The following is a 6,587-nucleotide window of genomic DNA, read 5'->3' as shown; positions in this document are numbered from 1 at the left end:
AAACATCAGGTGCCAATTCATGGTCGACAAATCGGAAAAGACGAAAGCGCGGCTGCCGCGCGGTTTTGCCGACCGCAGTGCCGAGGACATTCGCGCCGTCGAGAAGATGATGGCGACGATCCGCTCGGTCTATGAGCTCTACGGCTTTGAACCCGCCGACCAGCCGCTGATCGAATACACCGATGCGCTCGGAAAATTCCTGCCCGACCAGGACCGGCCGAACGAGGGCGTCTTCTCTTTCCAGGACGATGACGAGCAGTGGCTGTCGCTGCGCTACGATCTTACCGCGCCGACGGCGCGTTTCGTCGCCGAGAACTACGAGCGCCTGCCCAAGCCCTACCGCAGCTACCGCTCCGGCTGGGTGTTCCGCAACGAGAAGCCCGGCCCCGGCCGCTTCCGCCAGTTCATGCAGTTTGACGCCGACACGATCGGCACGCCAGGCGTCGCCGCCGACGCCGAGATGGCGATGATGATGGCCGACGTCATGGAAGCGCTCGGCGTCAAGCGCGGCGACTACGTCATCCGCGTCAACAACCGCAAGGTGCTCGACGGCGTGCTGGAGGCGATCGGCCTTGGCGGCGACGAGAATGCCGGACGCCGGCTGACCGTGCTGCGCGCGATCGACAAGCTGGACAAGCTCGGGCCGGAAGGGGTGAAGCTTCTGCTTGGCCCGGGGCGCTGGGATGGTGGCAAGGAAGGCGAAGGTGATTTCGCCAAGGGGGCAGGCTTGAACAACGGGCAAGCCGAGGCGGTTCTTCAGGCAACGGCGAGAAATGCGCTGGCCGGCCAGGATTCCATGGTCAATTCGAACGCGACCTATCAGCAAGGCGTCGGCGAACTTGCGGTCATCGAAGCCCTTGTCAGGGCGGCGGGATATGGCGAAGACCGCATCGCCATGGACCGCTCGGTGGTGCGCGGCCTCGAATATTACACCGGCCCGGTATTTGAAGCCGAACTTCTGGCCGAAATCCCCAACGAGGACGGGCAGATCGTGCGCTTCGGCTCGGTCGGCGGCGGTGGGCGTTATGACGGCCTGGTCTCGCGCTTCCGTGGCGAGCCGGTGCCGGCGACAGGCTTTTCGATCGGCGTGTCGCGGCTGATGACGGCGCTGAAGAATCTCGGCAAACTCGACAGCGCCGATGTGATCGCGCCGGTTGTCGTCCTGGTCATGGACAAGGACACCGAAAGCCTCGGCCGCTACCAGAAGATGGTGAGCGACTTGCGGGCCGCCGGCATCCGTTCCGAGATGTATCTCGGCGGCGCCGGCATGAAGGCGCAGCTCAAATATGCCGACCGGCGCGGTTGCCCGATCGCCATCATCCAGGGCGGCGACGAGCGCGCCAAGGGCGAACTGCAGATCAAGGACCTGATCGAAGGCGCGCGCATGTCGGCCGAAATCACCGACAACGCCGAATGGCGCGCGGCGCGCCCGGCGCAGGTGACCGTGGCGGAAGGTGAATTGGTCGCGGAAGTGAAGAAGATCCTGGCGGCGCAGGCCGAGGAACGGTACAAGTGACGAGCACGGCCTTCTCTTGTGCTTCTCCCTTTGTGGGAGAAGGTGGCCTCGCGAAGCGAGGTCGGATGAGGGGTGCCCCAGGCAATGCCAACGTCGCATTCCGTCACCCACCCCTCATACGTCTCGGGGCCGTGCGCCGATCCACCTTCTCCCACAGGGGGAGAAGGGAGGGGCCCGCCACATGACCTCCCGCTTCCCCGCCATCGCAGCCGACATCACCAGTCTCTTCGCCACCCGCAACACGCATGCGGTAGAGGTGGCCGTACTGCAACCGGCGGATCCGTTCCTCGACATGGCCGGCGAGGATCTGCGCCGTCGCATCTTCCTCACCGAGAGCGAGACCGGGCAGACACTGTGCCTGCGGCCCGAATTCACCATTCCGGTCTGTCTCGACCATATAAGCTCGCAGGCCGGCACGCCGCGCCGCTATTCCTATCTCGGCGAAGTGTTTCGCCAGCGCCGCGAAGGCGGCAACGAATTCTTCCAGGCCGGCATCGAGGATCTCGGCGACCGCGATACCGCCGAGGCCGACGCCCGCTCCGTGGCCGACGCGCATGCGCTGCTGTCGCTGGTGCTGCCCGGCCGGTCGTTGGCGGTCACGCTGGGCGACCAGGGCATCTTCGAAGCGGTGCTGGCGGCGCTCGGACTGCCGCGCGGCTGGCGCATGCGGCTGGCCCGCGCCTTCGGCTCGGCGCCGATGCTGCAGGCGGCACTTGCCGACCTCGCAAACCCGCCGCGCAACGGGCAGCTCTCCGGCGAGGTCGCCGCCCTTGTCCTCGACGGGGATCTTGACGGTCTTTCGGCACACATCGCCGACGGCATGGAAGAGGCCGGCCTGTCGGCATCGGCCGGCCGCGTGCCCTCCGACATCGCGCGGCGGCTGATCGAGAAGGCCGAGTTGCGCAGCGTGCGGCTGTCGAACGAGGCCTTCGCAGCGCTGAAGAATTTTCTGGCGATCGACGTGCCCCTCGATGGCGCGGCGCAGGCGCTGGAAAGCTTCGCCGCCGGTGCCGGGCTGTCGCTGGGCGCAGCGCTGGAGAAATTCGCCGCCCGTGCCAAGGCGATCGAGGCGCATGGCTTGCCGGCGGAAGAAATCCGCTACGATGCCGCCTTCGGCCGTCCGCTCGATTATTACACCGGTGTGGTTTTCGAAATCGCGGCGCAAGGCGGAGAGCGCGCCCTGGCCGGTGGCGGCCGCTACGATCGGCTGCTGACGCTGCTTGGTGCGAAGACGGCCATCCCCGGCGTCGGCTTTTCCGTCTGGCTCGACCGCATCGAGGCGTTGCGGGAGACGGCACCATGATCACGCTGGCGATCCCATCGAAGGGCCGGCTCAAGGAACAGGCGCTGGAAGTGCTGGCCAAGGCCGGCCTCGCCATCAGCCTGCCCGGCGACGAGCGCAAGTATCATGCCCGTGTCGAGGGCCTGGACAATGTCGAGGTCGCCTTCCTGTCAGCTTCTGAAATATCGGGCGAAATCGGGCAGGGCGCCGTCGACATCGGCATCACCGGCGAGGATCTGGTGCGCGAAAATCTCGCCGACTGGGAAGCCCGCGCCGAAATCGTCGCCCGCCTCGGCTTCGGCCATGCCGATGTCGTGGTGGCGGTGCCCGAAATCTGGCTCGATGTCGACACCATGGCCGATCTCGACGACGTTGCCGCCGATTTCCGCCAGCGCCACGGCCGGCGGCTGCGGATCGCCACCAAATACTGGCGGCTGACGCAGCAGTTCTTTTCGCAAAAACACGGCATCCAGGTCTATCGCATCGTCGAGAGCCTGGGTGCCACCGAGGGCGCGCCGGCAGCTGGGCTGGCCGATGTCATCGTCGACATTACCACGACAGGCTCGACGCTACGCGCCAACCATCTCAAGGTGCTGGGCGACGGCGTGGTCTTGAAGTCGCAGGCCTGTCTGGTGGCGTCGCGCAGATCGCGTTCGGTGGCTGACGAAGCGGTCTTGCGCGACATCGCGGCGAAGATGGCGGCGGCGGTCGGATAACGCGTCCGAGGGGCCAGATCTCGACGACCATCGACAGGATTTCCACTGCCCCGCCGGGCTGATAGACTCGGCGTGGCCTGGGAGGAAACAGCGATGCCGGTCAATCTCGACGAGCTGAAGAACGCCACCAATCTGCGCGGCCGCGCCGGGCGCGCCGGCAACGTCTTTATCGCACCCATCGACGGCAGGGCGCATGTCTCGGGGGAGCGCAAGGTGCCGCTGCTCGACAAGACCATTCCGGCCCTTTTCTCCGACACGGCCAGCAAATATGCCACGCAGGATGCCGCCGTCTTCGTCGGCCAGGACAAGCGCTTCACCTGGAGCGAACTGTCGGACACGGTGGATGCGCTGGCTGCCGGGTTTCTGGCGCTGGGCCTCGAAAAGGGCGACCGCGTCGGCATCTGGTCGCCCAACCGCTGGGAATGGCTGGTGACGCAGTTCGCCACCGCCCGCATCGGCCTGATCCTGGTCAACATCAACCCGGCCTACCGGCTGACCGAGCTGGAATATGCGCTGAACAAGGTCGGCTGCAAGGCTTTGGTCACGGCCGCCAGTTTCAAGACCTCGGACTATCTCGGCATGATCGAGACGCTGGCGCCGGAGATCGCGAAGGCCACGCCGGGCAAGCTGAAGGCGCAAAAATTGCCTGATCTGAAGATCGTCATCCGCATGGGCGAAGACAATTCGCCGGGCATGTTCAATTTTGCCGACGTGCTGGCCATGGCCGGCCGCGACGAGCATGACAGTCTTGACCGCATTTCCGAGGGGCTGAAGCCCGGCGATGCGATCAACATCCAGTTCACTTCGGGCACGACCGGCGCGCCCAAGGGCGCGACGCTGACGCACCACAACATCGTCAACAACGGCAATTTCGTCACCTCGGCGGTCAAGCTCACCGTTGATGACCGGCTCTGCATCCCGGTGCCGCTCTATCATTGCTTCGGCATGTCGATGGGCACGATGGGCTGCGTCACCAAGGGCGCGACCATGGTGTTTCCCGGTGAGGGTTTCGATCCTGGCGCGACGTTGAAGGCCGTGGCCCAGGAACGCTGCACCGGCCTCTACGGTGTGCCGACCATGTTCGTCGGCATGCTGGACCATGCGGATTTCGCGACCTTCGACCTCTCCACCCTGCGCACTGGCATCATGGCCGGATCGCCATGTCCCATCGAGGTGATGAAGAAGGTGGTGTCGCTCATGCATATGTCCGAGGTGACCATCGCCTACGGCATGACCGAAACCAGCCCGGTCTCCTTCCAGAGCGGCGTCGACGACCCTCTGGAAAAGCGCGTTTCCACCGTCGGGCGTATCCACCCTCATGTCGAGGTCAAGGCCATCGACGCCGATGGCGCCACCGTCGCGGTCGGCGCGCCCGGCGAGCTCTGCACGCGCGGCTATTCCGTGATGAAGGGCTATTGGGACGACGCCGAAAAGACCCGCGAGGCGATCGACACCGATGGCTGGATGCACACCGGCGATCTCGCCACCATCGACGCGGAGGGCTATTGCAACATTGTCGGCCGGGTCAAGGACATGGTTATCCGCGGCGGCGAGAACGTCTATCCCAGAGAGGTCGAGGAGTTCCTCTATCGCCATCCCAAGATCCGGGAGGTGCAGGTGTTCGGTATTCCCGACGCCAAATATGGCGAAGAGCTGTGCGCCTGGATCGTGCTCAAGCCCGGCCAGGTCGCCACGGAGCAGGAGATCAAGACCTTCTGCGCCGGCCAGATCGCACACTACAAGATCCCGCGCCACATCCGCTTCCGCACCGAACTGCCGATGACGGTGACCGGCAAGCCGCAGAAGTTCCTGATGCGTCAGGCGATGGTCGAGGAATTGGGGCTGGTGGCGCAGAAGACGGCGTGAACGGGTGAACGCTTCGATCCGTCGGTGCGCCAATGCAGCCAAGGTTCGCTGAAGCACGCAGGGGCTTGGATGAGCGGTTTTGGACGATCGGTGACTTCCTATGCGATGCCGCTGGCCGCCTTGGTGATGGCTGTCGCGGTCAGAGCCAGCGGGCTGTCGGTGGACCAAGGTTCGCTGAACGCCAGGATCCTTGTCGGTGCGCTGTCGAGTGCGATCATGTTCATCACCATTTTCGTGGTGCTCGACCACGCCGAGGCGGTGGCTCGGCGGGTAGGGGAGCCCTATGGCACGCTGGTGCTGACCTTTGCCGTCACGGCAATAGAAGTGTCGATCATTGTTTCCATGATGCTGCATGGAGAGAACAACCCGACGCTGGCACGGGAGTCCGTCTTCTCGACGGTGATGATCACATCCACCGGCGTTGTCGGCATGTGTCTCGCGCTTGGCGGCTGGCGTCACCGCAAGCAGGCCATCGTGCGGCAAGGGACCAGTGCCTATCTGGCGGTTCTGATCGCGCTGACCGTCATGACGCTTATTCTGCCGACCTATACCCAGGCCACGGATCCCGGCACGTTTTCGGCAGCCCAACTTGGTTTCGTCAGCGTCCTTTCAGTGCTGCTCTATGCAAGCTTCGTGTTCGCGCAGACGGTCCGGCACCGGGAAGACTTCATCCAGGGACAACCACACGACGTTTCGGTGCGCGCTGCCCCCCACGAGAACATCTTCGCCAGCGCTCTGCTGCTGATGGCCGGGCTGATCGGAATTGTCATGCTCGCCGAGCAGGTCGCGGCAAGCGTCGAAGATACGCTCGTTGCCTATCAGGTGACCCAGGCCGACAGCATTGTGGGGGCAATGATCGCGGGGGTGGTGTTGATGCCGGAGGCCATTTCGGCGGTTCGCGCTTCACTAAACAATGAGCTGCAGCGCGGTTTGAATGTCGCGATGGGTTCGGCTTGCGCCACGATCGGCCTGACGATACCGGGAGTCGCAGCCGCCAGCCTGCTGACGGGGAGAGGACTGACCCTGGGGCTGCCGGCAGCTGATGCGGTCCTTTTGGTCTTGGCGCTTTTCATATGCAATGTAAGCTTCAGCACTGAAAGAACGACGTTCTTGACCGGAATGGTCCATCTTGTGGCATTTTTTACTTACGTATTTTTGATATTTGTACCATGAAATCCTTGGTGCAAGTGAGCGATCAGGTGCGCAA

General features: G+C 64.2%; 5 protein-coding genes. All 5 read left to right on the top strand.

Features of this window, described 5'->3' with window-relative positions; all coding sequences use genetic code 11:
- The first annotated feature begins 19 nt into the window (after positions 1-19).
- The 5 genes from hisS to C1D09_RS01090 all read left to right on the top strand — a co-directional run bounded on the left by hisS (position 20) and on the right by C1D09_RS01090 (position 6,553).
- A complete protein-coding gene (hisS, locus tag C1D09_RS01110) occupies positions 20-1,516 on the top strand; it encodes a histidine--tRNA ligase (protein WP_143972591.1) in 1,497 nt (498 codons plus the stop codon).
- A gap of 181 nt (positions 1,517-1,697) precedes the next feature.
- Positions 1,698-2,819 (top strand): ATP phosphoribosyltransferase regulatory subunit, encoded by a 1,122-nt coding sequence (locus C1D09_RS01105; protein ID WP_143972590.1) that lies wholly within the window; start codon positions 1,698-1,700, stop codon positions 2,817-2,819.
- Entirely contained in the window at positions 2,816-3,514 is a 699-nt protein-coding gene (gene hisG / locus C1D09_RS01100) for an ATP phosphoribosyltransferase (protein ID WP_143972589.1), read from the top strand. The genes C1D09_RS01105 and hisG overlap by 4 nt, the downstream gene beginning before the upstream one ends.
- A gap of 93 nt (positions 3,515-3,607) precedes the next feature.
- Positions 3,608-5,380, top strand: coding sequence for an AMP-binding protein (locus C1D09_RS01095; protein ID WP_143972588.1), 1,773 nt, complete (start codon positions 3,608-3,610; stop codon positions 5,378-5,380).
- 69 nt (positions 5,381-5,449) lie between these two features.
- The gene (locus C1D09_RS01090) at positions 5,450-6,553 is read left to right on the top strand and encodes a calcium:cation antiporter (RefSeq protein ID WP_143972587.1); all 1,104 of its coding nucleotides are present in this window, start codon (positions 5,450-5,452) and stop codon (positions 6,551-6,553) included.
- Positions 6,554-6,587: the final 34 nt, after the last annotated feature.

The sequence above is a fragment of the Mesorhizobium intechi genome, from assembly GCF_002879535.1.
GTDB classification, from domain to species: domain Bacteria; phylum Pseudomonadota; class Alphaproteobacteria; order Rhizobiales; family Rhizobiaceae; genus Mesorhizobium; species Mesorhizobium intechi.
Note: the sequence above shows the minus strand (reverse complement) of the source record. Positions and strands in the feature narration are given on the sequence as shown.

What these genes read in the sequence shown, in the direction of transcription:
- hisS (WP_143972591.1), top strand. Translation starts at nt 20, where the DNA reads ATGGTCGACAAATCGGAAAAGACGAAAGCGCGGCTGCCGCGCGGTTTT.
- C1D09_RS01105 (WP_143972590.1), top strand. Translation starts at nt 1,698, where the DNA reads ATGACCTCCCGCTTCCCCGCCATCGCAGCCGACATCACCAGTCTCTTC.
- hisG (WP_143972589.1), top strand. Translation starts at nt 2,816, where the DNA reads ATGATCACGCTGGCGATCCCATCGAAGGGCCGGCTCAAGGAACAGGCG.
- C1D09_RS01095 (WP_143972588.1), top strand. Translation starts at nt 3,608, where the DNA reads ATGCCGGTCAATCTCGACGAGCTGAAGAACGCCACCAATCTGCGCGGC.
- C1D09_RS01090 (WP_143972587.1), top strand. Translation starts at nt 5,450, where the DNA reads ATGAGCGGTTTTGGACGATCGGTGACTTCCTATGCGATGCCGCTGGCC.